At 71.7% G+C, this 23560-nt stretch carries 24 protein-coding genes and 1 pseudogene; 22 read left to right on the top strand and 3 right to left on the bottom strand.

Annotated features, from left to right (window positions below; all coding sequences use genetic code 11):
• Positions 1 to 35 precede the first annotated feature (35 nt).
• A complete protein-coding gene (locus tag ABZS80_RS03470) occupies positions 36 to 1310 on the top strand; it encodes an MFS transporter (RefSeq protein ID WP_355054255.1) in 1275 nt (424 codons plus the stop codon).
• A gap of 33 nt (positions 1311 to 1343) precedes the next feature.
• Positions 1344 to 2195 carry a menaquinone biosynthesis protein gene (locus ABZS80_RS03465; RefSeq protein WP_355054254.1) on the top strand — a complete coding sequence of 284 codons (852 nt, stop codon included), beginning with the start codon at positions 1344 to 1346 and terminating at the stop codon, positions 2193 to 2195.
• 74 nt (positions 2196 to 2269) lie between these two features.
• Here the strand turns inward: ABZS80_RS03465 and ABZS80_RS03460 are convergent, their stop codons facing one another.
• Both ABZS80_RS03460 and ABZS80_RS03455 read right to left on the bottom strand, forming a co-directional pair.
• Positions 2270 to 3202 (bottom strand): hypothetical protein, encoded by a 933-nt coding sequence (locus ABZS80_RS03460; RefSeq protein ID WP_355054253.1) that lies wholly within the window; start codon positions 3200 to 3202, stop codon positions 2270 to 2272.
• The gene (locus ABZS80_RS03455) at positions 3202 to 4155 is read right to left on the bottom strand and encodes a hypothetical protein (protein ID WP_355054252.1); all 954 of its coding nucleotides are present in this window, start codon (positions 4153 to 4155) and stop codon (positions 3202 to 3204) included. The genes ABZS80_RS03460 and ABZS80_RS03455 overlap by 1 nt, the downstream gene beginning before the upstream one ends.
• Before the next feature lie 370 nt (positions 4156 to 4525).
• Here ABZS80_RS03455 and paaA point away from each other — a divergent pair, with 370 nt between their 5' ends.
• From paaA to paaE, 5 genes are read left to right on the top strand one after another with little or no spacing between them, the layout of a single operon-like run.
• Positions 4526 to 5590 (top strand): 1,2-phenylacetyl-CoA epoxidase subunit PaaA, encoded by a 1065-nt coding sequence (gene paaA / locus ABZS80_RS03450; RefSeq protein WP_355054251.1) that lies wholly within the window; start codon positions 4526 to 4528, stop codon positions 5588 to 5590.
• Entirely contained in the window at positions 5587 to 5874 is a 288-nt protein-coding gene (gene paaB / locus ABZS80_RS03445) for a 1,2-phenylacetyl-CoA epoxidase subunit PaaB (protein ID WP_151461316.1), read from the top strand. Before paaA ends, paaB begins: the two co-directional genes overlap by 4 nt.
• Complete coding sequence (paaC, locus tag ABZS80_RS03440; RefSeq protein WP_355054250.1) at positions 5871 to 6596, top strand: 1,2-phenylacetyl-CoA epoxidase subunit PaaC; 726 nt, start codon at positions 5871 to 5873, stop codon at positions 6594 to 6596. The genes paaB and paaC overlap by 4 nt, the downstream gene beginning before the upstream one ends.
• Positions 6597 to 6651: 55 nt before the next feature.
• Positions 6652 to 7131 (top strand): 1,2-phenylacetyl-CoA epoxidase subunit PaaD, encoded by a 480-nt coding sequence (gene paaD, locus ABZS80_RS03435; protein ID WP_355054249.1) that lies wholly within the window; start codon positions 6652 to 6654, stop codon positions 7129 to 7131.
• The gene (gene paaE / locus ABZS80_RS03430; RefSeq protein WP_355054248.1) at positions 7128 to 8264 is read left to right on the top strand and encodes a 1,2-phenylacetyl-CoA epoxidase subunit PaaE; all 1137 of its coding nucleotides are present in this window, start codon (positions 7128 to 7130) and stop codon (positions 8262 to 8264) included. The genes paaD and paaE overlap by 4 nt, the downstream gene beginning before the upstream one ends.
• Before the next feature lie 57 nt (positions 8265 to 8321).
• Here paaE and ABZS80_RS03425 read toward each other — a convergent pair whose 3' ends face one another.
• On the bottom strand, positions 8322 to 8999 hold the full coding sequence (locus tag ABZS80_RS03425) for a hypothetical protein (protein WP_355054247.1): 678 nt from the start codon (positions 8997 to 8999) through the stop codon (positions 8322 to 8324).
• 107 nt (positions 9000 to 9106) lie between these two features.
• On the opposite strand from ABZS80_RS03425, the gene ABZS80_RS03420 reads away from it, so the two are divergent.
• The 15 genes and pseudogenes from ABZS80_RS03420 to nuoH all read left to right on the top strand — a co-directional run bounded on the left by ABZS80_RS03420 (position 9107) and on the right by nuoH (position 23559).
• On the top strand, positions 9107 to 9385 hold the full coding sequence (locus tag ABZS80_RS03420; RefSeq protein WP_355054246.1) for a type II toxin-antitoxin system prevent-host-death family antitoxin: 279 nt from the start codon (positions 9107 to 9109) through the stop codon (positions 9383 to 9385).
• A complete protein-coding gene (locus ABZS80_RS03415; protein WP_355054245.1) occupies positions 9382 to 9792 on the top strand; it encodes a type II toxin-antitoxin system VapC family toxin in 411 nt (136 codons plus the stop codon). Before ABZS80_RS03420 ends, ABZS80_RS03415 begins: the two co-directional genes overlap by 4 nt.
• 71 nt (positions 9793 to 9863) lie before the next feature.
• The gene (mqnC, locus tag ABZS80_RS03410; protein ID WP_355054244.1) at positions 9864 to 11054 is read left to right on the top strand and encodes a cyclic dehypoxanthinyl futalosine synthase; all 1191 of its coding nucleotides are present in this window, start codon (positions 9864 to 9866) and stop codon (positions 11052 to 11054) included.
• A 297-nt stretch (positions 11055 to 11351) separates the two neighbouring features.
• Positions 11352 to 11513 (top strand): annotated as a pseudogene (locus ABZS80_RS03405) (LPXTG cell wall anchor domain-containing protein); the annotation flags it as partial.
• A gap of 100 nt (positions 11514 to 11613) precedes the next feature.
• Entirely contained in the window at positions 11614 to 12324 is a 711-nt protein-coding gene (locus ABZS80_RS03400) for a demethylmenaquinone methyltransferase (RefSeq protein WP_355054243.1), read from the top strand.
• 73 nt (positions 12325 to 12397) lie between these two features.
• Positions 12398 to 12616 carry a hypothetical protein gene (locus ABZS80_RS03395; RefSeq protein WP_151461326.1) on the top strand — a complete coding sequence of 73 codons (219 nt, stop codon included), beginning with the start codon at positions 12398 to 12400 and terminating at the stop codon, positions 12614 to 12616.
• Positions 12617 to 12750: 134 nt separating this feature from the next.
• The gene (locus ABZS80_RS03390; protein WP_151461327.1) at positions 12751 to 14025 is read left to right on the top strand and encodes a geranylgeranyl reductase family protein; all 1275 of its coding nucleotides are present in this window, start codon (positions 12751 to 12753) and stop codon (positions 14023 to 14025) included.
• A 122-nt stretch (positions 14026 to 14147) separates the two neighbouring features.
• Entirely contained in the window at positions 14148 to 14513 is a 366-nt protein-coding gene (locus ABZS80_RS03385; protein WP_073834101.1) for an NADH-quinone oxidoreductase subunit A, read from the top strand.
• Between the two features lie 14 nt (positions 14514 to 14527).
• On the top strand, positions 14528 to 15205 hold the full coding sequence (locus ABZS80_RS03380; protein WP_151461328.1) for an NADH-quinone oxidoreductase subunit B: 678 nt from the start codon (positions 14528 to 14530) through the stop codon (positions 15203 to 15205).
• Positions 15206 to 15260: 55 nt separating this feature from the next.
• Positions 15261 to 15998: an NADH-quinone oxidoreductase subunit C gene (locus ABZS80_RS03375; protein ID WP_355054242.1), complete on the top strand. Its 738-nt coding sequence runs from the start codon at positions 15261 to 15263 to the stop codon at positions 15996 to 15998.
• Positions 15995 to 17320, top strand: a complete 1326-nt coding sequence (locus ABZS80_RS03370; RefSeq protein ID WP_151461330.1) for an NADH-quinone oxidoreductase subunit D — start codon at positions 15995 to 15997, stop codon at positions 17318 to 17320. The genes ABZS80_RS03375 and ABZS80_RS03370 overlap by 4 nt, the downstream gene beginning before the upstream one ends.
• Positions 17317 to 18414: an NADH-quinone oxidoreductase subunit NuoE gene (nuoE, locus tag ABZS80_RS03365; RefSeq protein WP_355054241.1), complete on the top strand. Its 1098-nt coding sequence runs from the start codon at positions 17317 to 17319 to the stop codon at positions 18412 to 18414. The genes ABZS80_RS03370 and nuoE overlap by 4 nt, the downstream gene beginning before the upstream one ends.
• Positions 18411 to 19727 carry an NADH-quinone oxidoreductase subunit NuoF gene (nuoF, locus tag ABZS80_RS03360; RefSeq protein WP_355054240.1) on the top strand — a complete coding sequence of 439 codons (1317 nt, stop codon included), beginning with the start codon at positions 18411 to 18413 and terminating at the stop codon, positions 19725 to 19727. The genes nuoE and nuoF overlap by 4 nt, the downstream gene beginning before the upstream one ends.
• On the top strand, positions 19727 to 22207 hold the full coding sequence (locus tag ABZS80_RS03355; RefSeq protein ID WP_355054239.1) for an NADH-quinone oxidoreductase subunit G: 2481 nt from the start codon (positions 19727 to 19729) through the stop codon (positions 22205 to 22207). The genes nuoF and ABZS80_RS03355 overlap by 1 nt, the downstream gene beginning before the upstream one ends.
• Positions 22204 to 23559, top strand: coding sequence for an NADH-quinone oxidoreductase subunit NuoH (gene nuoH, locus ABZS80_RS03350; RefSeq protein WP_151461334.1), 1356 nt, complete (start codon positions 22204 to 22206; stop codon positions 23557 to 23559). Before ABZS80_RS03355 ends, nuoH begins: the two co-directional genes overlap by 4 nt.
• The last annotated feature ends 1 nt before the right edge of the window (position 23560 follow it).

Raw genomic sequence — 23560 nt, 5'->3', positions numbered from 1 at the left:
TGCGCCGACCAGGTGTGAAGGATTATTTTCGAAATATGTCCTTCGCATCTGGTCCGTCGCGCTGGCCGGACGTCTGGCTCGCCACCGCCACCCGGGGCGTCTCCAGCTGCGGGGACTTCCTCGCCGCGAGCGCGCTGACCCTGGCCCTCCAGTCCGCCGGGGCCGGCGGCCTCGCCGTCTCCGGCTTGCTCCTCGCCGCCACCCTGCCGCTGGTCGCGCTCGCCCCGCTGACCGGCCGGCTCGCCGACCGGGTGGACAGCCGGGTCCTGCTGGTGACCGCCGGGCTCGCCCAGGCCGCGATCTGCCTGGCGCTCGCGTACGCCGGGCACCCGGCCTTGGTCATCGCGCTGGTGGCGCTGCTCGCGGCCGGGCTCGCGGTCACCCAACCGGTGCTCTCCGCGCTGGTGCCGGTGATGGTCCGGGCCGAGGACCTGCCCCGGGCCGGAGCGCTGAACCAGACCGCCGGCACGCTCGGCGCGCTCGCCGGGCCGGCGCTCGCCGGGCTGCTCGTCGGCCAGTTCGGCACCCGGGTGCCCCTGCTCGTCGACGCCGTCAGCTACCTCGCGCTGGTGGTGGCCGGCCTGCTCATCCGTACCCGGCGGGGTGGCCGGCGGACGACGGCGCCGGCCGCCAACGGTGCCACCCCGCCGCCCGCGTGGCGGTTCCGGCGCGATCCGCTGCTCATGGTGATGGTGGGCAGCCTCGCCGCGGTGATCGCCGCGGTCGGCGCCATCAACGTCATCGAGGTCTTCTTCATCCGGGAGACCCTGCACAGCACCACGACGGTCTACGGCCTGGTCACCGGCGCCTGGCCGCTGGGCATCGTGGTCGGCGGCTGGCTGTTCGCCCGGCTCGCCCGCCGGCTCACCGACGACGGGGCGCTGCTCGGCGCCGGGCTGGTCCTGCTGGGCGGCTGTTGCCTTGCGGTGCTGGCCTCGGCCGCGGTGCCGTCGGCCTGGCTGCTCGTGCCGATCTGGCTGGTCGGCGGGGTGGGCAACGGCGGCGACAACGTCTTCAACAACCTGCTGCTGGCCCGGCGGGTGCCCGAGGCGGCCCGGGGCCGGGCCTACGCGATCTTCGGCGCCGCGGCCCAGGGGGCCGGGATGGCCGGCTACCTGATCGGCGGCCTCCTGCTGGAGGTGGCCGCGCCCCGGCCGCTGGTCGCCGGCTGCGGGGTGGCCGGGGTGCTGGTGGTCGTCGCGGCGGCCTGGCCGGTGTGGCGGGCGGTCCGTGCCGAGCGCGCCGCGCCCGCCGCCGCGCTCGGAAGCGAGCCGCGTGGGGAGTTGGCCACTTCGACCCCCTCCCGCTGAGCCGGCCCGGTGCGGCAGGGATACGGTCGGGTCATGTCCGATCGCACCGCCCGCCCCCGCGTGGGGCACATCCAGTTCCTCAACTGCCTGCCCATCTACTGGGGGCTGATGCGGTCCGGCGCGCTGATCGACGTCGACCTGCACAAGGACTCGCCGGACCGGTTGAACGCCGGGCTGGTCGCCGGTGACCTGGACATCGGCCCGATCTCGCTCGTGGAATACCTGCGGCACGCCGACGAGCTGCTGCTCCTGCCGGACCTGGCGGTCGGCAGCGACGGCCCGGTGCTGTCGGTCAACGTCGTCTCCACCCGGCCCCTCACCGAGCTGGACGGCGCCCGGGTGGCGCTCGGCTCCACCTCGCGTACCGGGGTGCTCCTGGCCCAGTTGCTGCTCGGCGAGCGCTACGGGGTCCGGCCCGAATACTTCCGCTGCCCGCCCGACCTGACCCAGATGCTGCTGGAGGCCGACGCCGGGGTGCTGATCGGCGATGTGGCGCTGCGCGCGCTCTACGAGGCGCCGCGCAAGGGCCTGGCGGTGACCGACCTCGGGCAGGCCTGGCGCGAGTGGACCGGGCTGCCCATGGTCTTCGCCGTCTGGGCGGTTCGCCGCGAGTTCGCCGCCGCGCACCCCGGGCTGGTCAAGGAGGTGCACGAGGCGTTCCTGCGCTCGCGTGACCTGTGCCTGGCCGAGCTGGACCAGGTGGCCGAGGCGGGGGCCCGCTGGGAGCCGTTCGACGCCGAGACCCTGGCGACCTACTTCCGTACCCTCGACTTCTCGCTGGGCGAGCGGCAGGTGGCCGGCCTGCGCGAGTTCGCGCGCCGCGCCGCGGCGATCGGCGAGGCCCCGGCGCTGCCCGCGGGCGGCCCCGAGTTCTTCCAGGGCTGACCCGCCCACAACAGCGATGTGGCGGTGTCCCGGGGTCGGGACACCGCCACATCGGCGAGCGGGGGACGCGCGGGTCAGGTCGCCGGGCGGAGCAGCGCCTCGGTGATCTTCTCGCAGTTCTGCATGCCGTAGTCGTAGCCCATGTCGATCGGGTAGCGGACCATCACGCCCATCGTCCAGGTGTCGCCGATCGCCAGGCAGTTGATGTGCATCTCCTGCTCCTTGGTCCGGTCGATCCAGCCGTTCTTGATGGCGATGGTCTTCCGCTCCGTGGTCGGGAACGCCTTGCGGATGCCGAAGTCACCGGCGCCGCGGACCAGCCGCATCTCGTTCAGGAGCCACTTGGTCCACTTCGGTCCGGCCGCGCGGCCGTCGTCGATGCAGCGGCCGAGCCGGGCGGTGTCGCGGGGGGACAGCTCCGTCCGGCTCCAGCCGCCGTCGGTCGCCACCTTGCTGTCGGTGAGGTCGCACATCTCGATGAGGCGCTTGATCGAGGCCGACCGGCCGACACCGTTGTAGAACTGCTCGGCCCGGGTGTTGTCGCTGTCCCGAATGATCTTCGTGGCGTCGGCCAGCTTGGCGTCGCTCGGCGTCTGCCCGGCGTCGGCCGCCCGGCGCAGGTAGTCGGCGACGATCCACGACTTGATCATCGAGGCCGTGGTGCTGGTCTCGGCCATGTTCTTCGAGCCGATGATCTCGCCGGTCCGCTTGTCCAGCACGCTCCAGGCGTACCAGCCCTTGATGTTCAGATCGAGGTTCTTCGCCTCGAACGGCAGCGGCGCGAGCGAGGGCGACGGGGACGGCTCGGGGCGCGCGTTGCGGTCCGGCGGGGTGCCCGTGGACCGGCCGGCGCTGGTGGTGGCCGGGTGCGAGGCGGCCGTCGGCCGCAGCGGCGAGCCGGGGACCAGCCGGAGCGAGACGAGCACCAGGCCCACCAGGATCACGGCGACGGCGCTGTAGAGCAGGGGCCGTCGGTCGCTGCCCGGCCGGCGCCGGCTGCCCGCCATCAGAGCTTCCCGACCGGCTGCGGCACCTTGAGCGCGGCGCCCGGCTGCGGGGTGACCAGTTGGGTGGCGACGCTGGCGCAGACCTTCGCGCCGTACGAGGGGGTCTTCGTGTTGCCGGCGCCGGGGTAACGCATCATCACGGCCAACGTCCAGTCGTCGGTCACCGCGAGGCAGTTGACGTGCCACTGACCGTCGGCCCAGAGCATGGTGAAGCCGTTCTTGATGCTGACCGGCCCCTGCGATGTGATCGACTCGGGCAGGCCGTCGACGATGCCCCAGTGACCGCCCTGGACGGTGGTGGACTTCTGATCCTTGACGCTGCCGCGCACGTTGGCCATCTCGTTCAACACCCACTTCGTCCACTTCGGCCCGGCGGCGGTGCCGTCGCCGATGCAGTCGCCCATGCGCACCGCGTCCTGCGGCGACATCTGGGTGTACGCCCACTTGGCCTTGGCGGGTTCAATCTTCGTGTCGGTCAGCTTGCACATCTTGATCAGCCGTTCCAGCACCGGCTTGCGCCCGCCGGCGTTGTAGAGCGCCTCGGCCGAGATGTCGTTGCTGTCCCGGATGGCGGTCTCGGCCTGCTTCTTCCGCGTCGCGCTGGGCGCCTTGTCGCGGAGGTTACGCAGGTAGTCCGAGACGATCCACGCCTTGATCATCGACTCGGTCGAGTTGGTCGAGGTCATGTTCGGCGCGCCGTTGATCTTGCCGGTCTTCCGGTCCATCAGCGCCCAGGAGAAGAACTTGCCCTTGAAGTCCACCGAGACCGGCCCGGCGGCCAGCGTCGGCTCCGGGGGCGCGCTGGGGGCAGGCGCGGGAACCTGCGCCACGCCGCCGCCGATGCCGCCCAGGCCGTCGCCGTCCGAGAACTTGGCGTACGCGGCGGGGACGAGCATGACGCCGCCGATGAGGACCGCCACGATGGCGAGCACCATGGTCACGCGAGGTCGCATGAGTGGGTGAACTCCAGGTTGTCTGGCCGGGGGGACCGGCGCTTCCGAATGTGTTTCGGCCTGATCGCCGGGGCCGGGGGAGCGGGCCTGGAGCCGTGGCGATCGTCAGCAGCCGATCGGTGTGCCGGGCGAAGTCTACTTCCGGACACGCCGGATGCCAGGTCCCTAGGGCCGGCAACTCGCCGTGAAGGCGGGACATTGGACCGCTATGCCGCCCTTGTCAGGATTCATCTTCGTGGCGTGGTCGAGGTCACATGGTTTGCGCAGGTCAGGCCTTGTCACAGGAAGCGGTCGTGCGGTGACAGAAGGTGGGTCGGGAAACCTGTTACACCCTCTGGTGTCATCGCGCGCGAGCTGTAACACTGGCCTCATGTATGGCAATGACTTCGCCCCGCCCGAGGACGGCCCGGGCGGCGGCCTGCTCGGCGAGGTGGAGGCGGCGGAGGCCGCGCTGCGCGAGGCGGCGGCACGCGCCCGGCGCGGCGGGCCGGCGCCCGACGAGGACTTCGCGGCGTACTTCACGGACGTGATCGACGCCGACCAGAAGATCGAGCCGCGCGACTGGATGCCGGAGGCGTACCGGAAGACGCTGATCCGGCAGATCGCCCAGCACGCGCACTCCGAGATCATCGGCATGCAGCCGGAGGGGAACTGGATCAGCCGGGCCCCGTCGCTCAAGCGCAAGGCGATCCTGCTGGCCAAGGTGCAGGACGAGGCCGGCCACGGCCTCTACCTCTACGCCGCGGCGGAGACGCTCGGCGTCAGCCGGGACGAGCTGGTCGAGCTGCTGATCGACGGCCGGCAGAAGTACAGCTCGATCTTCAACTACCCGACGCTGACCTGGGCCGACGTGGGCGCGATCGGCTGGCTGGTGGACGGCGCGGCGATCGTCAACCAGGTGCCGCTGTGCCGCTGCTCCTACGGCCCCTACGCCCGCGCCATGATCCGGGTCTGCAAGGAGGAGTCGTTCCACCAGCGCCAGGGCTACGAGATCCTGCACACCATGGCCCACGGCACCCCGGAGCAGAAGGCCATGGCCCAGGACGCGCTGGACCGCTGGTGGTACCCGTCACTGGCCATGTTCGGCCCCCCGGACGGAGACTCGACGCACAGCGCCCAGTCGATGGCCTGGAAGATCAAGCGCTTCTCCAACGACGAGCTGCGCCAGCGCTTCGTCGACATGTGCGTGCAGCAGGCGGAGATCCTCGGTCTCACCATCCCCGACCCGGACCTGCGCTGGAACGAGCAGCGGCAGGCCCACGACTACACCCAGCCCGACTACGACGAGCTGATGCAGGTGATCAAGGGCAACGGGCCGTGCAACCGGCAGCGGATGGAGCACCGGCGCCGGGCCCACTCCGACGGCGCCTGGGTGCGGGAGGCCGCCTCGGCGTACGCGGCGAAGCAGCGGAACAAGGAGAAGGTGGCGGCATGAGCATGGATCACTCACCGCTGTGGGAGGTGTTCGTGCGGGCCCGGCGCGGGCTGTCGCACACCCACGTCGGCAGCCTGCACGCCCCCGACGCCGAGCTGGCCCTGCGCAACGCCCGCGACCTCTACACACGGCGCCAGGAGGGCGTCTCGATCTGGGTGGTGCCGGCGAGCGCGATCACCGCGTCCAGCCCGGACGAGAAGGACGCCTTCTTCGACCCGGCGGCCGACAAGGTCTACCGCCACCCCACCTTCTACGAGGTGCCGGACGGGGTGGCCCACCTGTGAACGAGCTGTTCGATTTCACGCTCGGGCTGGGCGACGACGCGCTGATCGCGGCGCAGCGGCTCGGCGAGTGGACCTCCCGTGCGCCGGAGATGGAGGAGGACATCGCACTGGCCAACATCGCCCTCGACCAGCTCGGCGCGGCCCGCCTCCTGCTCACGTACGCGGGCGAGCTGGAGGGAGCCGGCCGGGACGAGGACGCGCTGGCCTACCTGCGCGGCGACCGGGAGTTCCGCAACTGCCTCCTGGTCGAGCTGCCCAACGGCGACTTCGGCGTGACCATGGCGAAGCTGTTCCTCCTGGCCGCCTACCAGCTCCCGCTCTACACCGCGCTGAGCGGGTGCGCCGACGAGCGGCTGGCCGCGATCGGGGCGAAGGCCCGCAAGGAGTCGGCGTACCACCTGGACCACGCCTCGCTCTGGGTGAAGCGGCTCGGCGACGGCACCGAGGAGTCGCACCGGCGCATGCAGGACGCGGTCGACCAGGTGTGGCCGTACACCCATGAGCTGTTCACCGCGGACCCGGCGGCGCCGGTCGACCCGGCCACCCTGCGGGCCGACTTCGACGCCGTCGTGTCCGCGGTGCTCGACGAGGCGACGCTGACCCGGCCGGCCGACGGCTGGGCACCGGGCGGTGGCCGCGACGGCGTCCACACCGAACACCTCTCCTACCTGCTGGCCGAGATGCAGGTGCTGCACCGCGCCCACCCCGGAGCGCGCTGGTGAGCGCGAGGAGTGCAGCGGAGCGGAGCCCCGCAGTCGCGAACGCAAGCAGGCACTGGTGACCGATCCCAGGGCGGCCGTGGCGGCGGTGGTCGACCCGGAGATCCGCGTCGTCACCATCGACGAGCTGGGCATCCTGCGGTCGGTCGACGAGGACCCGGGCACCGGCCGGGTCGTCGTCACCATCACCCCCACCTACACGGGCTGCCCGGCCATGGACGTGATCCGGGCGGACATCCGCCGCGCGCTCACCGCCGCCGGCCACCCGGACGCCGAGGTCCGCACGGTCTACGCCCCGGCGTGGAGCACCGACTGGATCTCCGAGGGCGGCCGGGCCAAGCTGTCCGCCGCCGGCATCGCCCCGCCCGCGCCGGCCGCGCGGGGCGGCGGCGTCGTCCCGCTGACCCTGTCCGTCCGCTGCCCGCGCTGCGGCTCCCCGGAGACCGAGCAGGTCAGCCGGTTCGGGTCCACCGCGTGCAAGGCCCTGTGGCGCTGCCGCTCCTGCTCCGAACCCTTCGACCACCTGAAGGCGCTGTGACTGTCACGATCACCCGACCGGTCCGCCGCCGGCCGGCCTTCCACCCGCTGCCCGTCGCCGCCGTCGACCGGCTCACCGACGACGCCGTGGCGATCACCTTCGCCGTGCCCGAGGAACTGCGGGAGATGTTCGCGTTCTCCGCCGGCCAGCACCTCACCGTGCGGCTTCCCGCCGGAGGCGGGCTCACCGGCTCCGCTGGTGAAGGCGGGGCGGACGTGCGGCGGTCGTACTCGATCTGCTCGACCCCCGACGAGCTGGCCCGGCACGGCCGGCTGCGGATCGGGGTGCGGGAGGTTCCCGGCGGTGCCTTCTCCGCGTACGCGTGCGGCGCCCTGCGCGGCGGCGACACCGTCGAGGTGCTGCCCCCGCTCGGGAACTTCACCTCCGCGTTCGCCCCGGACCGGGTCCGCCACTACGGCGCGGTGGTCGCCGGCTCCGGCATCACCCCGGTGCTCTCGCTGGTCGCGACCGCACTGTCCGTCGAGCCGGCCAGCACCTTCACCCTGGTGTACGGCAACCGCACGGCGAACACGGTGATGTTCGCCGAGGAGTTGGCCGACCTGAAGGACCGGTGGCCGACCCGGCTGCACCTGGTCCACGTGCTCTCCCGGGAGATGGGCGAGTCCGCGCTGCTCTCCGGGCGGATCGACGCCGACCGGCTGACCCGGCTGCTCGACACCGTCGTCCCCGGCGAGGCGATCGAGGAGTGGTTCCTCTGCGGCCCGTACGGGATGGTGGTGGACGCCAAGGCGGTCTTCGCCGACCGGGGCGTGGCCGACTCGGCCGTGCACGCCGAACTGTTCCACGTCGACGCCCCGCCGGAGCCGGTCCGCCGCCCGTCCGACGAGCCCGGCACCGGCGCCGAGGTGACGATCGTGCTGGACGGGCGCTCGTCGAGCTTCACCATGGGCCACGACGAGCGGGTGCTGGACGCCGCCCTCAAGGTCCGGGGCGAACTGCCCTACGCCTGCAAGGGCGGGGTCTGCTCGACCTGCAAGGCCAAGGTGGTCGCCGGCGAGGTGACCATGGCCCGCAACTACGCGCTGGAGCCGGACGAGGTGGCCGCCGGCTACGTCCTCACCTGCCAGTCCAGCCCGGTCACCGACAAGCTCACGGTCGACTACGACGCCTGACGGCACGCCGCGTGCCGGTCCCGTCCGCACGCGAGGACCGGCACGCGGCGGTAACCGTCAGCGGTTCGCGCCGAGGCAGAGCACCAGTTCCTGCGATCCGTCCCGCTGGGTGTAGGCGGCGACCGCGCCGGAGAACCGCTCGCACTGGGCGTCGTCCGTGGTGTCCTCGATCTTGCCGAGGACGACGTAGGCGGCCGACTGGTCGCCGCAGTCGACGACGTTGACGAACGGGTCGGTGCTCAGGCCGGAGGCGCTGACGCAGGCGCCGACGTCGGCGTAGGACGGGTCGGTGGAGATCGACCAGCCCACGGCGAAGGCGATCGCCACGGGTATGCCGAGACCAAGCACCGCCGCCCGCCGGAACACCGGCTTGCCCGGCGTCGCGGGCGTGCCCGGAGCGCCCGGCACCGGCTCGCCGAGGCGGCCGAGCCGGACCCGGGTCACGAGGTTCCCGATGAGGAGCAGCGGCGTGATGATCATGGAGATGGGACCCCACCAGCCCTGCCAGAGCGTCTTGGCGCTCAGGTCCCGGCAGAGGGCGATGCCGCACGACCGGCAGAACGGGCCGCGCTGGGTGAGGGTGCGCATGAGGAGGAGGAAGCCCTGGTGCCCGTGAAGGGTCCCCTTGATCGCGGGGACCGAGCCGCAGCAGCGGCAGGTGAGGGTGGCGCCGGGCCAGGCCGCCGGCTGGGGCGCGGGCGGGACCTGTGGGGGATTGGCGAACGGTGCGGTCACGATTCTTCCTTGATCGAAGTCTGAGAGCACCGCACGATAAGCCAGGACCAGCAACTTCGTTGTCCCGCCGATGCGACCCGTAGAACAAATCGTTCTACACTCGGAGCATGGAGCAGATCGCGGTCCGGGAACTGAACCAGCACACGAGCCGGGTGCTGGCTCGGGTGCGTGCGGGGGAGACGGTCGAGGTGACCGATCGCGGGCAGCCGATCGCCCGCCTCGTCCCGGTGCTGGCCGGCGACGCGCTCCTCGGCCGCCTGGTTGCCGAGGGGCGGGCGACAGCACCGACCGCGGCCGGGCCGATTCCGATGCCGCCGGTGCTCGGCGATCCCGCGGTGGACGTCGCGGCCGTCCTAGCGGAGGCGCGGGACGAGGAGCGCTGGTGATCTATCTCGACTCGGCGGCGGTCATCAAGATGCTCCGACGCGAGGATGAGACGCCTGACCTGATCGCCTGGCTCAACGACCACGCCGGAGCGCCGCTCGTCTCGTCGGCGCTGGTCGAGGTCGAGGTACCGCGAGCGTTGCGTCGTGCCGCGCCGCAGGCGCTGGTCGGCGTCCCGTCGGTGCTGGGGCGGCTCTACCGGGTCGAGATCGACGCGGCGGTCCGGGCGGCGGCCGGTGCGTATGCCGAACCTCTGTTGCGCAGCCTGGACGCCATTCACCTCGCCACGGCGCAGGCCCTGGCCCGCCAGGCCGGGGCCGACTTCGTCGCGTTCGTCACCTACGACCGGCGACTGTTGGACGCCGCGAAGTCGGTCGGTCTTGCGGTGGCCAGCCCCGGGATGAACTGAGCCGGGTGGAGGGGTCACATCGCCGAGCACCCCTGGCAGGCTCGGCGCTCCACCGGCGTACCCTCGGGGACGTGACGGTGAGCCGGGAGATCGACGACATCCTGCAGCGCGGCGCGGACGGCGGGCGGATCACGCCCGAGGAGGCCCTGCTGCTCTACACCGAGGCGCCCTTCCACCCGCTGGGCGAGGCGGCGGACGCGGTGCGCCGGCGGCGCTACCCGGACAACATCGTCACGTACCTGATCGACCGCAACATCAACTACACGAACGTCTGCGTGACGGCGTGCAAGTTCTGCGCCTTCTACCGTGCCCCCAAGCACAAGGAGGGCTGGACCCACCCGACCGAGGAGATCCTGCGCCGCTGCGGCGAGGCGGTCGAGCTGGGCGCCACCCAGGTGATGCTCCAGGGCGGCCACCACCCGGACTACGGCGTGGAGTACTACGAGGAGCTGTTCTCCTCGGTGAAGCAGGCGTACCCACAGCTCGCCATCCACTCGATCGGCCCGAGCGAGATCCTGCACATGGCCAAGGTCTCCGGGGTGAGCCTGGACGAGGCGATCGGCCGGATCAAGGCCGCCGGGCTGGACTCGATCGCCGGCGCGGGCGCCGAGATGCTGCCGGACCGGCCGCGCCGGGCCATCGCGCCGCTCAAGGAGTCGGGTGCGCGCTGGCTGGAGGTCATGGAGCTGGCGCACCGGCAGGGCCTCGAATCGACCGCGACCATGATGATGGGCACCGGCGAGACCCACGCCGAGCGGATCGAGCACCTGCGGATGATCCGCGACGTGCAGGACCGCACCGGCGGCTTCCGCGCGTTCATCCCGTGGACGTACCAGCCGGAGAACAACCACCTGAAGGGCCGCACCCAGGCGACCACGCTGGAATACCTGCGGCTGGTCGCGGTGGCCCGGCTCTTCTTCGAGACGGTGCCGCACCTGCAGGCGTCGTGGCTGACCACCGGCAAGGACGCCGGCCAGCTCGCCCTGCACATGGGGGTGGACGACCTGGGCTCGATCATGCTGGAGGAGAACGTCATCTCCTCGGCCGGCGCCCGGCACCGTTCGAACCTGCACGAGCTGATCTCGATGATCCGCACCGCGGACCGCATCCCCGCCCAGCGGGACACCCTCTACAACCGGCTCGCGGTGCACCGGACGCCGGCCGACGACCCGAGCGACGACCGGGTGGTCTCGCACTTCTCCTCCATCGCCCTGCCGGGCGGCGGCGTCGGCAAGTCCCTCCCGCTGGTCGAGGCCAACTGACTTCGTTCCGTCCACCGAACGGCCGGCCCGACGGCCTCCCAGGTAACAGGACGGCGGCGACCAGCGCGACCCTGGCCCGCGCGACGCTGCCGGCGGCTACGCTGCGCCTGACGGTCGTCCTCCATCGGCCCGCGAGGGTCGTTCACATAACGCACAGCAGCAGGGGCGGGATGGGTCACCATCCCGCCCCTGCTGTTTGTGTCTCCCCAGAGGACGGAGGAATCCGTCGAACGGTTCTGGCGCGTCCCGACGTCGCTCCGGTAGCGTCCGTTCGTTCCGAGTCCCGCGCCGACCGAGGGTGGCGGTGCCGGCGGCGGCCTGCCGGTGACCGGTGTGCAGGTCGGCCTCATCGGCGGCGTCGGTGGAGCGATCCTGCTGGCCGGCGGGGCGCTGCTGGTGCTCTCCCGCCGCCGGAAGGTGGTCCTGGTCACGCCGACCGACGAGCGGACCGAGGACTGACCGACCGACCTGGACAGCGAGCGGGCGCCGGTGGGCGACCACCTCGCCCTTTCGCGTACCCGGGAGGAGTCGGGCGCGGGTCGGCTGGCAGAGTGGAGGCGTGAGCCGTACCCCCCAGGGCCAGCGCGCCAGCCTGGACAAGCAGCCGCACGAGGTCGCCGCCATGTTCGACGGCGTGGCCGCCCGCTACGACCTGACCAACACCGTGCTCTCCTTCGGGCAGGACCGGTTCTGGCGGCGGGCCACCCGGGCGGCGTTGGGGCTGCGTCCGGGCGAGCGGGTGCTGGACGTGGGCGCCGGCACCGGCGTCTCGACCGAGGAACTGGCGCACTCCGGGGCGTACGCGGTGGGCGCGGACCTGTCGCTCGGCATGCTGCACGCCGGCAAGCGCACCCGGCCGGGGGTGCCGCTGCTGGCCGGGGACGCCCTGCGGCTGCCCTTCGCCGACGCCAGCTTCGACGCGGTCACCATCTCCTTCGCGCTGCGCAACGTCAACGACACCGACGCGGCGCTGCGTGAGCTGGCGCGGGTGACCCGGCCGGGCGGCCGGCTGGTGGTCTGCGAGTTCAGCACCCCGGTCAACCCGGCGTTCCGCACCGTCTACCTGTCGTACCTCATGCGGTCGCTGCCGGCGGTGGCGCGCACGGTGTCGAGCAATCCCGATGCCTACGTCTACCTGGCCGAGTCCATCCGGGCCTGGCCGGACCAGGCGGCGCTGGCCGCGCGGATCGGCGCGGCCGGCTGGGGCCGGGTGGCCTGGCGCAACCTGACCGGCGGCGTCGTGGCGCTGCACCGCGCGACCCGGGCGTGACCTCCGGGCCGGCGAAACCGGCCTTTTCGTGAATATCCGTTTTAGGTCTACTTTGTCCCGTAAGCTCGCCCCCATGACGGGACCAGACCGAGCGACCACCGACGACGACGCGGCGGAACTGATCGCGCAGCTCCGGGACCTGGCCGGCGCGGATCCCGCCGACGTCCGCCAGGTGGTCGCCGAGGTGCTGGCCGCACTCGACCGCGCGGCCGGCGGCGCGCTGCGCGATCACCTGCCGGAGGCGATCCGGCTCGACGCCGGCCTGGGGCCGGCCACGGCCGCGCGCTCCTGACCGCCGGACAGGCTCCGGCCCGGCCTGTTTCCGCGAGTTAGGCCCCCCTCAGCGCATACAGGTGTAACGCCGGTCATAGACTCCAACCCGATCGGCTTGTGAAGCATTTCACGAGCATGCGGGAGGAGGCGCGGATGACCGCGGTGGAGAACGACGCCGACGTCATCGTCGTGGGCGCCGGTCCCGGAGGATCGGCGACGGCGTACCACCTGGCGCGGCACGGCGTACGCGTGCTGCTGCTGGAGAAGACCGAATTTCCCCGGGAGAAGGTCTGCGGCGACGGGCTCACGCCCCGGGCCGTGCGGCAGCTCATCCGGATGGGCGTGGACACCTCGCCCGAGGCCGGCTGGCTGCACAACAAGGGCCTCCGGGTGATCGGCGGCGGGGTACGCCTGGAACTGGACTGGCCCGACCTGGCCAGCTTCCCCAACTACGGCCTGGTCCGGACCCGGCTCGACTTCGACGACCTGCTCGCGCAGCGGGCCGTCGCCGCCGGGGCGAAGCTGCGGACCAGCGTCAACGTGCTGACTCCGGTGCTAGACGCGGACGACCGCGTGATCGGGGTGCAGGCCGAGGTGGGCCCGGACAAGGAGCCGGCCACCTTCCACGCGCCGCTCGTGGTCGCCGCCGACGGCGTCTCCGGCCGCTTCCCCCTCGCCCTCGGGCTGGCCAAGCGGGAGGACCGGCCGATCGGCGTGGCGGTCCGCCGCTACTACCGCTCGCCCGCCAAGCACGACGACGACTACCTGGAGTCCTGGCTGGAGCTGCGGGCCAAGGGCAACGACGCGCTGCTGCCCGGCTACGGCTGGATCTTCGGCCTCGGCGACGGCCGGGTGAATGTCGGCCTTGGCGTGCTCAACTCCTCGTCGGCGTTCGGCAAGACGAACTACCGGCGGCTGCTCACCGACTGGCTGGCCAACACCCCCGAGGACTGGGGGATGACCGACGAGGCCAACGCGGAGGGGCCGATCCTCGGCGCCGCGCTGCCCATGGGCTTCAACCGGGTCCCGCACTACACCCGCGGGGTTCTGCTGGTCGGCGACTCCGGCGGCATGGTCAACCCGTTCAACGGCGAGGGCATCGCGTACGCCATGGAGTCCGGCGAGCTGGCCGCCGAGGTGGCGGTGCAGGCGCTGGCCCGGCCGGCCGGCGCGGAGCGGGAGCGGGCGCTGCTGGCGTACCCGCAGGAGCTGAAGGCCCGCTTCGGCGGCTACTACCGGCTCGGCGGGATCTTCGTGAAGCTCATCGGCCGGCCCGAGGTCATGCGGATGGCCACGAAGCACGGCATGCCGCACCCGATGCTCATGCGCTTCGTGCTCAAGCTGCTGGCCAACCTCACCGACCCCCGGGGCGGGGACGCCATGGACCGGGTCATCAACGCGATGACGAGGGTGGCACCCGCCGTGTAGACCACCGGTCCCGGCCCCCGGGACCGACAAAGATCGACCCCCGCCGTCGAGGTCGTGAGGGACGTGAATAGTGTGATTTTCGCCAACCACCGAGGCCAGGGAAGGACGAGCAGGAGACAACGATGACGCTCTCTCCTTACGCACCGATCATCGGGCTGTTCGCCCTCGCCGCGGGGTTCGCGCTGTTCTCCGTGGCCGCCGCCCGATTCGCCGGCCCCCGGCGTCTGAACAAGGCCAAGCTCGAGGCGTACGAGTGCGGCATCGAACCGAGCCCGCAGCCGGTCGGCGGAGGCCGGTTCCCGATCAAGTTCTACCTGACGGCGATGCTCTTCATCGTCTTCGACATCGAGATCATCTTCCTCTACCCCTGGGCGGTCTCCTTCGACGCCCTGCCGATCTTCGGCTTCGTGGAGATGGTCCTGTTCATCGTCGCGGTCTTCGTCGCCTACGCCTACGTCTGGCGGCGCGGCGGCCTGGACTGGGACTGAGGGAGGTACGTCAGATGGGCATCGAGGAGAAGCTTCCGGCCGGCGTCCTGCTCACCTCCGTGGAGAAGCTGGTCAACTGGTCGCGGAAGTCGTCCGTCTGGGGCGCCACCTTCGGCCTGGCCTGCTGCGCCATCGAGATGATGGCCGCCGGTGGTCCGCACTACGACATGGGCCGCTGGGGCATGGAGGTCTTCCGGGCCTCGCCGCGGCAGGCGGACCTCATGATCGTGGCCGGCCGGGTGAGCCAGAAGATGGCCCCGGTGCTGCGCCAGATCTACGACCAGATGGCCGAGCCCCGCTGGGTCATCTCGATGGGCGTCTGCGCCAGCAGCGGCGGCATGTTCAACAACTACGCCATCGTGCAGGGCGTCGACCACATCGTGCCGGTCGACATGTACCTCCCGGGCTGCCCGCCCCGGCCCGAGATGCTCATCGACGCGGTGCTCAAGCTCCGCGAGAAGATCATGTACGAGCCGCTGGGCGCGAACGGCCGCAAGATGCTGGAGGCCCGCAAGCAGCGCGGTGACGTGCCCGTGGTGCCGTACGGCTCGATGCCGTCGTCGTACCGCAACGACAAGGCCCGCCGCGCCGAGTGGACCCAGGCGGTCCGCGAGGGGCGCGAGGAGCAGTTGCGGATCGAGAACTGGATGAAGGCGCAGAACCACCTCGGCGTGCAGCGGGGCCCCAAGTGAGCGCGAGGAGTGCAGCGAAGCGGAGCCCCGCAGTCGCGAACGGAGGGCAGGCGCAGTGACGGCACCGAACGACAAGAACAACGACGGCGGCGTGCCGGTTCCCACCACGCCGGCCGGCGCCAGCAGCACCGCACCGGCCGAGTACCCGCCGGCCAGCCCGGCCGGGCGCGGCATGTTCGGCAACCAGGGCAGCGGCGACGTCTCCGGCTTCGGCGGCCTGGTCCGCCAGCGCAAGCCGATCGAGGAGGCCTCCCGGCCGTACGGGGGCTACTTCGACGAGGTCCGCGACGCGCTGGAGGAGGCGTACCCCGCGTTCGGCGACGCGATCGAGAAGGTCGTGGTCGACCGGGGCGAGCTGACCCTGCACGTCCGCCCGGAGCGGATCGCCGAGGTCTGCCAGGTGCTGCGCGACGACCTGGCGCTCCGCTTCGAGCTCTGCTCCTCGGTGTCCGGGGTGGACTACCTGGGCGCCGACGAGCGCCGGCTGCACGTGGTCTACCAGCTCACCTCGATGACCTACCGGCGGCGGCTCCGGCTGGAGGCCGCGGTCTCCGTCGAAGACCCGCACCTGCCGAGCGTCACCGGTGTCTACCCGACCGCCGACTGGCAGGAGCGGGAGACGTACGACATGTTCGGCATCGTCTTCGACGGCCACCCCAGCCTGACCCGGATCCTCATGCCGGACGACTGGGAGGGGCACCCGCAGCGCAAGGACTACCCGCTGGGTGGCGTCCCGGTGGAGTACAAGGGCGCCGAGATCCCGCCGCCGGACCGGAGGAGGTCATACCAGTGACGACGTCGAACTACGCGACCGAGCGCGAGACCACCGAGGGCAAGGTCTTCACCGTCACCGGTGGGGACTGGGACCAGGTCGTCTCCGGCACGGACCCGATCAACGACGAGCGGATCGTCGTCAACATGGGTCCGCAGCACCCGTCCACGCACGGCGTGCTCCGGCTGATCCTGGAGCTGGAGGGCGAGACGGTCCGCGAGGCCCGCTCGGTCATCGGCTACCTGCACACCGGCATCGAGAAGAACCTCGAATACCGGAACTGGGTCCAGGGCTCGACCTTCGTGACCCGGATGGACTACCTCTCCCCGCTGTTCAACGAGACGGCGTACGCGCTCGCGGTGGAGAAGCTGCTCGGCATCACCGACGAGGTCACCGAGCGGGCCACCACCATCCGGGTGCTGATGATGGAGCTCAACCGGATCTCGTCGCACCTCGTCTGGCTGGCCACCACCGGCATGGAGCTGGGCGCGATCAACATGATGTTGTACGGCTTCCGCGAGCGGGAGTACATCCTCGACATCTTCGAGACCATCACCGGTCTGCGCATGAACCACGCGTACGTGCGGCCGGGCGGGGTGGCGCAGGACGTGCCGGACGAGGCGATCGCCAAGATCCGCGACTTCCTGAAGCTGATGCCGAAGAAGCTCAAGGAGTACGAGGACCTGCTCTCCGGCCAGCCGATCTGGATCGAGCGCACCAAGAACGTGGCCGTGCTCGACGTGACCGCCTGCCTCGCGCTCGGGGTGACCGGCCCGGTGCTCCGCTCCGCCGGTCTCGCCTGGGACCTGCGCAAGACCATGCCGTACTGCGGTTACGAGACGTACGAGTTCGACGTCCCGACCCACACCGACGGCGACGTCTGGGGCCGCTACCTGGTCCGGCTCGCCGAGATCCGGGAGTCGCTGAAGCTGGTCGAGCAGGCCCTCGACCGGCTCAAGCCGGGGCCGGTGATGGTCGCCGACCGCAAGATCGCCTGGCCGGCCCAGCTCGCCATCGGCGTCGACGGCATGGGCAACTCGCTGGAGCACGTCGCCAAGATCATGGGTCAGTCGATGGAGTCGCTGATCCACCACTTCAAGCTCGTCACCGAGGGCTTCCGGGTCCCGCCGGGCCAGGTGTACGTCGGCATCGAGTCGCCCCGCGGCGAGCTGGGCGTGCACGCGGTCTCCGACGGCGGCACCCGGCCGTACCGGGTGCACTACCGGGAGCCGAGCTTCGTGAACCTGCAGGCCCTCCCGGCCATGGCCGAGGGTGGCCTGATCGCCGACGTGATCGCCGGTGGCGCCTCGCTGGACCCCGTGATGGGTGGTTGTGACCGATGACCGTTTTCACTGAAGAGACCCGGGAGCGGGCGCGCGTGATCATCGCCCGCTACCCGGCGGACCGGTCCCGCTCGGCGCTGCTGCCGCTGCTGCACCTGGTCCAGTCCGAGGAGGGTTACGTCTCCCCGGCCGGGGTCGAGTTCTGCGCCGAGGTGCTCGGCCTGAACAAGGCCCAGGTCGGCGCGGTCGCCACCTTCTACACGATGTACAAGCGCAAGCCGACCGGTGACTACCTGGTCAGCGTCTGCACGAACACGATGTGCAACGTGCTCGGCGGCCAGGAGGTCTACGACACCCTCGCCGAGCACCTGGGCGTCGGGCACGACGAGACCACCGCCGACGGCAAGGTCACGCTGGAGCACGCCGAGTGCCTGGCGGCGTGCGACTACGGCCCGGTCATGACGGTCAACTACGACTTCTTCGACAACGTCGACCCGCAGGGCGCGCTCGGCGTGGTCGAGGAGTTGCGCGCCGGCGGGCGGCCGATGCCGACCCGGGGCGCCCGGCTCTGCACCCTCAAGGAGATGGCCGTTCAGCTCGCCGGTTTCGCCGACGAGCGGGACGGCGCGGTCGGCGACGGCGGGCCGGGCGAGCCGACCCTGCGCGGCCTGCGCCTGGCCGAGCAGCACGGCATCTCGGTGCCGGGCTTCGACCCGAACACCCCGATCCGCAGCAAGGCCGAGGCCGACAAGGCCGCCGCCGAGGCGAAGGCCAGGGCCGAGGCCGCCAAGCCGACCCCGGCGGCCGAGCCGGTGAAGCCGGAGGCGGCCACCGGCAGCACCGCGCCGGACGTGAAGGCGCCGGACGACAAGTCGCCGCAGGTGCGTACCGCCGAGACCCGGCAGCCGGACGCGTCCACCGCGGTCGCTGACGCCCCCGGCACCAAGGTCCCGACGGACACCACCGCCCCGGCGCCCCGCGACGCGCAGGCGGCGGAGTCCGCCGGCGCGGCGGCCAACCCGCCGGCCGGCGACGGCAAGCCCGCCGGCGACGAGGCCGGGGCGCAGCAGCGCAACCTCAAGGAAGCGGAGGCCGGGGCGGGCGCCAACGGCGCGGGCCCGGCGGTCGCGAGCGAAACGGGGGTCCAGAAGTGACCGCTCCTCGACCGGAGACGCTGGCCAAGCTGACGCCGGTGCTCACCAAGCGCTGGCTGTCGCCGGACGCCTGGCGGATCGGCACCTACGAGAAGCTGGACGGCTACGCCGCCCTGCGCAAGGCGCTCAAGGCGCACCCGGACGACCTGATCCAGCTGATCAAGGACTCCGGGCTGCGCGGCCGCGGCGGCGCGGGCTTCCCGACCGGTCTCAAGTGGGGGTTCATCCCGCAGGGCGACGGCAAGCCGCACTACCTCGTGGTGAACGCCGACGAGGGCGAGCCGGGCACCTGCAAGGACCTGCCGCTGATGACCCACGACCCGCACGCGCTGGTCGAGGGCGTCATCATCGCCTCGTACGCGATCCGCGCCAACCGGGCGTACATCTACATCCGCGGCGAGGCCGTGCACGCCGCCCGCCGGCTGCGCAACGCCGTGCAGGAGGCGTACGCCAAGGGCTACCTCGGCCGGAACATCCAGGGCAGCGGCTTCGACCTCGACCTGGTGGTGCACTCCGGCGCCGGGGCGTACATCTGCGGCGAGGAGACCGCGCTGCTGGACTCGCTGGAGGGCTTCCGGGGCCAGCCCCGGCTGCGCCCGCCGTTCCCGGCGACCCACGGCCTGTACGCCAGCCCGACCGTGGTGAACAACGTCGGCACCATCGCCAGCGTGCCGTACATCGTGCTGGGCGGCGCCGACTGGTGGAAGACCATGGGCACGGAGAAGTCGTCCGGCCCGATGATCTACTCGCTCTCCGGCCGGATCGCCAATCCCGGCCAGTTCGAGTGCTCGATGGGGATCACCCTGCGCGAGCTGATCGAGCTGGCCGGCGGCATGCAGCCCGGGCACAACCTGAAGTTCTGGACCCCGGGCGGCTCGTCGACGCCGCTGCTCACCGCCGAGCACCTGGACGTGCCGCTGGACTTCGAGGGGGTGGCGGCGGCCGGCTCGATCCTGGGCACCACGGCCACGCAGATCTTCTCCGACCAGGACTGCCCGGTGTACGCGACCTACCGGTGGCTGGAGTTCTACCACCACGAGTCGTGCGGCAAGTGCACCCCGTGCCGCGAGGGCAACTACTGGATGGTCCGGGTCTACCGGCGGATCCTCGCCGGCCAGGGCACCCACGAGGACCTGGACACCCTGCTCGACACCTGCGACAACATCCTCGGCCGTTCGTTCTGCGGTCTGGGTGACGGTGCGACCAGTTCGGTGACCTCGTCGCTGAAGTACTTCAAGCAGGACTACCTCGACTACATCGAGGGACGTACCGCGCCGAAGCTCTCCGAGAAGCAGCTGGTGGGAGCCCACTGATGACCGACGTAGCCAAGCAGACCGAGACCGTCACCCTGACCATCGACGGCGTCCAGGTCACCGCCCCCAAGGGGGCGCTGCTGATCCGGGTAGCCGAGCAGTTGGGCACCGAGATCCCGCGGTTCTGCGACCACCCGCTGCTGGCCCCGGCCGGCGCCTGCCGGCAGTGCCTGGTGGAGGTGGAGGGCCAGCGCAAGCCGGTCGCCTCCTGCACCCAGACCGTGGCCGACGGCATGGTGGTCCGAACCCAGCTCACCTCGCCGGTCGCCAAGAAGGCCCAGGAGGGGGTGATGGAGCTGCTGCTCCTCAACCACCCTCTGGACTGCCCGATGTGCGACAAGGGCGGCGAGTGCCCGCTGCAGAACCAGGCCATGTCCACCGGCCGCACGGACTCCCGGTTCCACGAGCACAAGCGGGAGTACCCGAAGCCGCTGCCGATCAGCACCCAGGTGCTGCTCGACCGCGAGCGCTGCGTGCTGTGCCAGCGCTGCACCCGGTTCTCCGAGGAGATTGCCGGCGACAAGTTCATCGACCTGATGGGCCGGTCGTCCGCCGAGGAGATCAACATCTACCGGGACGACGCGTATGGGGAGGAGGGCGATGAGGGTGATGTCCCCTTCAACTCCTACTTCTCCGGCAACACCGTGCAGATCTGCCCGGTGGGCGCGCTGACCGGCGCGCAGTACCGGTTCCGCGCCCGCCCCTTCGACCTGGTCTCCACCCCCAGCGCCTGCGAGCACTGCGCGGCCGGCTGCGCCCAGCGCACCGACTGGCGGCGCGGCAAGGTGCAGCGCCGGCTGGCCGGCGACGACCCGGCCGTGAACGAGGAGTGGAACTGCGACAAGGGCCGCTGGGGCTTCCAGTACGCCCGCGCGTTCGACCGGCTCACCACGCCGCTGGTGCGGGACGGGAAGACCGGGGAGCTGCGCGAGGCGTCCTGGAGCGAGGCGCTCACCCGGGCCGCCGAGGGGCTGCGCGCCGCCCGGGATGGCGGGCAGGGCACGGCGGTGCTGACCGGCGGCCGGCTCACCGTCGAGGACGCCTACGCGTACGCGAAGTTCGCCCGGGTCGCGCTGCACACCAACGACATCGACTTCCGGGCCCGCCCGGTCTCCCGCGAGGAGGCCGACTTCCTGGCCAGCAGCGTCGCCGGGGTCACCGACGTGACCTACGCCGACGTGGAGAACGCGCCGGCCGTGGTGCTGGTCGGCCTGGAGCCGGAGGAGGAGTGCCCGATCCTCTTCCTGCGGCTGCGCAAGGCGTACCTGAAGAAGAAGCTCACCGTGTACGCGCTCGCGCCGTTCGCGACCCGCGGCCTGGAGAAGCTCGGGGCCAAGCTGGCCCGGGTGGTGCCGGGCGAGGAGGCCAGCGTGCTGGCCGAGCACACCACGGTGGCCGAGGCCCTGAGCCAGCCGGGTGCCGTCCTGATCGTCGGCGAGCGGCTGGGCGCGGTGCCCGGCGGCCTCTCCGCCGCGGCGGACGTGGCCCGGCGTACCGGGGCCAAGCTGGCCTGGGTGCCGCGGCGTGCGGGTGACCGCGGCGCGGTCGACGCGGGCTGCCTGCCCAACCTGCTCCCCGGTGGCCGCGTGGTCACCGAGCCGGCCGCCCGCGCCGAGCTGGGCGAGGCGTGGGACATCCCGGCCGGGGTGATCCCGAGCCAGGCCGGCCGGGACACCGACGGCATCCTCACCGCGGCGGCCAACGGTCAGGTCGGCGCCCTCGTGGTGGCCGGCGTCGACCCGGCCGACCTGGCCGACCCGCGCCTGGCCGAGCAGGCCCTGGACGCGGTGCCGTTCCTGGTCAGCCTGGAGCTGCGGATGAGCGCCGTGTCCCGCCGGGCCGACGTGGTCCTCCCGGTCGCCCCGGTGGTCGAGAAGGCCGGCAGCTTCCTGGACTGGGAGGGCCGGCTGCGCACCTTCGAGAAGGTGCTGGAAACCGGCGCGATGACCGACGGCCGGGTGCTCGACGCGATCGCCGCGCAGCTCGACGTGCGGCTCGGCACCGGCGACGTGCAGAGCGTCCGCCGCGAGCTGGGGGCGCTGCCGCCGACCCGGGTGGACCGGCCGTCCGCCCCGTCGGTCGAGCCGGCCGCCGTGCCGCAGCCCGGCGCCGGCGAGGCCGTCCTGGCGACCTGGCACCAGCTCATCGACCTGGGCAGCCTCACCGACGGCGACGAGCACCTCGCCGGCACCGCCCGCCCGCCGGTGGTCCGGCTGGGCAAGGGCACGGCCGAGGTGCTCGGCGTGGCGGACGGCGACCCGGTGACCGTCGGCACCGACCGCGGCGGGGTCACCCTGCCGACCGCGATCACCGAGATGCCGGACGGCGTCGTCTGGCTGCCGACCAACTCACCCGGCTCGACCGTCCGGCGCAGCCTCGGCGCGACGTCCGGCGAGGTCGTCAAGGTCTCGGCCGCGCCCGTCGCCGCGGACGCGGCCGGTCGTCCGGGTCCGCTCCTCAACACCGGGAGTGCCCAGTGAACACCGTCATCCTCGCGGCGCAGGACCCGACGCTGGCCGACTTCGGCAAGGACCCGTGGTGGCTGGTCCTCATCAAGATCGTCTTTGCGTTCGCCTTCGGCCTGGTGGCCACCCTGCTCGGCGTCTGGTTCGAGCGCCGGGTGGTCGGCCGCATGGCCGTCCGGCCCGGCCCGAACCAGGTCGGCCCGTTCGGCCTGCTGCAGACCCTGGCGGACGGCCTGAAGATGGCGTTCAAGGAGGACATCCTCCCGCGCGCCGCCGACAAGGTGGTCTTCTTCTTCGCGCCGACCATCTCGGTGATCTCCGCGGTCACCGCGCTGTCGGTGGTGCCGTTCGGCCCGAAGGTGAGCATCTTCGGCCACTGGACGCCCCTGCAGGTCACCGACGTGTCGGTGGCGGTGCTGGTGATCCTCGCCTGCTCCTCGATGGGCATCTACGGCATCGTGCTCGGCGGTTGGGCCTCCGGCTCGACGTACCCGCTGCTCGGCGGTCTCCGGTCCAGCGCCCAGATGATTTCGTACGAGGTCGCCATGGGGCTGAGCATCGTGGCGGTGTTCATGACCGCCGGCACGATGTCGACCAGCGGGATCGTCGCCGCCCAGGGGGACGCCACCCAGCTCACCATCGCCGGCCAGCAGATCCCGGCCCCCGGCTGGTACGCGATCCTGCTGCTGCCCAGCTTCGTCATCTTCTTCATCGCCATGGTCGGTGAGACCAACCGGGCGCCGTTCGACCTGCCCGAGGCGGAGTCGGAGCTGGTCGCGGGCTTCATGACCGAGTACAGCTCGCTCAAGTTCGCGCTCTTCATGCTCTCCGAGTACGTCTCGATGGTGACCATGTCCGCGGTCACCACCACGCTCTTCCTCGGCGGCTGGCGGGCACCCTGGCCGATCACCCTCTGGGCCGGCGCCAACTCGGGTTGGTGGCCGATGCTCTGGTTCTTCGGCAAGGTCATCGTTCTCGTCTTCGTCTTCGTCTGGCTGCGGGGCACCCTGCCCCGGCTCCGCTACGACCAGTTCATGCGGTTCGGCTGGAAGGTCCTGCTGCCGATCAACCTGGTCTGGATCCTGGTGCTGAGCGGGCTCCGCTCGATCGAGGACTGGCAGACCAAGGACCGGCTGGTCGCCACCGGCATCGGCGCGGGCGTGCTCCTGCTGGCCACGCTCTTCTGGCCGAGCCGGAAGAAGGCGCCGAAGCCGCCGCTGCAGGAGCAGGTGAACAGCCGTCCACACGGCAGCTTCCCGCTGCCGCCGATGGATCTTCAAGTTCCGCCGAGCCCGCGTACCAAGCGCGTGGTCGCCGAGCGGGAGCCGGCCAATGTCGTCGCCGGCTCGGAGTCAGGGGAGGTGTGAC

The organism is Micromonospora sp. NPDC005305, assembly GCF_040607315.1.
Lineage (GTDB): Bacteria > Actinomycetota > Actinomycetes > Mycobacteriales > Micromonosporaceae > Micromonospora.
Note: the sequence above shows the minus strand (reverse complement) of the source record. Positions and strands in the feature narration are given on the sequence as shown.

What these genes read in the sequence shown, in the direction of transcription:
- ABZS80_RS03355 (WP_355054239.1), top strand. Translation starts at nt 19,727, where the DNA reads ATGACCGACGTAGCCAAGCAGACCGAGACCGTCACCCTGACCATCGAC.
- ABZS80_RS03385 (WP_073834101.1), top strand. Translation starts at nt 14,148, where the DNA reads ATGACGCTCTCTCCTTACGCACCGATCATCGGGCTGTTCGCCCTCGCC.
- paaB (WP_151461316.1), top strand. Translation starts at nt 5,587, where the DNA reads ATGAGCATGGATCACTCACCGCTGTGGGAGGTGTTCGTGCGGGCCCGG.
- ABZS80_RS03465 (WP_355054254.1), top strand. Translation starts at nt 1,344, where the DNA reads ATGTCCGATCGCACCGCCCGCCCCCGCGTGGGGCACATCCAGTTCCTC.
- paaA (WP_355054251.1), top strand. Translation starts at nt 4,526, where the DNA reads ATGTATGGCAATGACTTCGCCCCGCCCGAGGACGGCCCGGGCGGCGGC.
- ABZS80_RS03420 (WP_355054246.1), top strand. Translation starts at nt 9,107, where the DNA reads ATGGAGCAGATCGCGGTCCGGGAACTGAACCAGCACACGAGCCGGGTG.
- ABZS80_RS03460 (WP_355054253.1), bottom strand. Translation starts at nt 3,202, where the DNA reads ATGGCGGGCAGCCGGCGCCGGCCGGGCAGCGACCGACGGCCCCTGCTC.
- ABZS80_RS03470 (WP_355054255.1), top strand. Translation starts at nt 36, where the DNA reads ATGTCCTTCGCATCTGGTCCGTCGCGCTGGCCGGACGTCTGGCTCGCC.
- ABZS80_RS03390 (WP_151461327.1), top strand. Translation starts at nt 12,751, where the DNA reads ATGACCGCGGTGGAGAACGACGCCGACGTCATCGTCGTGGGCGCCGGT.
- ABZS80_RS03455 (WP_355054252.1), bottom strand. Translation starts at nt 4,155, where the DNA reads ATGCGACCTCGCGTGACCATGGTGCTCGCCATCGTGGCGGTCCTCATC.
- nuoE (WP_355054241.1), top strand. Translation starts at nt 17,317, where the DNA reads ATGACCGTTTTCACTGAAGAGACCCGGGAGCGGGCGCGCGTGATCATC.
- ABZS80_RS03395 (WP_151461326.1), top strand. Translation starts at nt 12,398, where the DNA reads ATGACGGGACCAGACCGAGCGACCACCGACGACGACGCGGCGGAACTG.
- ABZS80_RS03380 (WP_151461328.1), top strand. Translation starts at nt 14,528, where the DNA reads ATGGGCATCGAGGAGAAGCTTCCGGCCGGCGTCCTGCTCACCTCCGTG.